At 45.1% G+C, this 616-nt stretch carries 4 tRNA genes; all 4 read left to right on the top strand.

The window, feature by feature from the left end:
* The first annotated feature begins 101 nt into the window (after nucleotides 1-101).
* Nucleotides 102-177 (top strand) — tRNA-Glu (locus tag KIT90_RS27520).
* 2 nt (nucleotides 178-179) lie between these two features.
* A tRNA-Lys gene (locus KIT90_RS27525) sits at nucleotides 180-255 on the top strand.
* Between the two features lie 24 nt (nucleotides 256-279).
* Nucleotides 280-355: transfer RNA gene (locus tag KIT90_RS27530), tRNA-Ala, on the top strand.
* Between the two features lie 35 nt (nucleotides 356-390).
* Nucleotides 391-466: transfer RNA gene (locus tag KIT90_RS27535), tRNA-Val, on the top strand.
* Nucleotides 467-616: the final 150 nt, after the last annotated feature.

The raw sequence follows: 616 nt of genomic DNA on the forward strand, positions 1-616 counted from the left end.
TGTCCACACAGATTGATACGGTTTATAAGTAAAAGAGACGAAGATATCCCAATATCTTCGAAGTTTGGTTCTGCTTTTTAAAAGTGGAAACAAATAGCAGTGTCCCGTTCGTCTAGAGGCCTAGGACACCGCCCTTTCACGGCGGTAACAGGGGTTCGACTCCCCTACGGGATACCATTGGGTCGTTAGCTCAGTTGGTAGAGCAGTTGACTTTTAATCAATTGGTCGCAGGTTCGAATCCTGCACGACCCACCATTCTTTAAGAATGACTCTCAAGATGGGGCTATAGCTCAGCTGGGAGAGCGCCTGCCTTGCACGCAGGAGGTCTGCGGTTCGATCCCGCATAGCTCCACCATTCTTGACGTCTACCACAAGACGAAAAACTTATGTGGGCGATTAGCTCAGTTGGGAGAGCACCTGCCTTACAAGCAGGGGGTCACTGGTTCGAGCCCGGTATCGCCCACCATCTTTAAACATTCTCTCTTGAGAGTTTTTAAAAATGGTTACTTCATAAGAAGTGATTAGCTCTTTAACAATTTGGAAAGCTGACAAAACAATCTTTAAGATTGTTTGTAAAGTTCTCAATGTTTGTCTTTAAGACAAACACCAAAAAACA

Origin of the sequence: Vibrio sp. B172a (assembly GCF_030248355.1) — a bacterium.
Lineage (GTDB): Bacteria > Pseudomonadota > Gammaproteobacteria > Enterobacterales > Vibrionaceae > Vibrio > Vibrio owensii.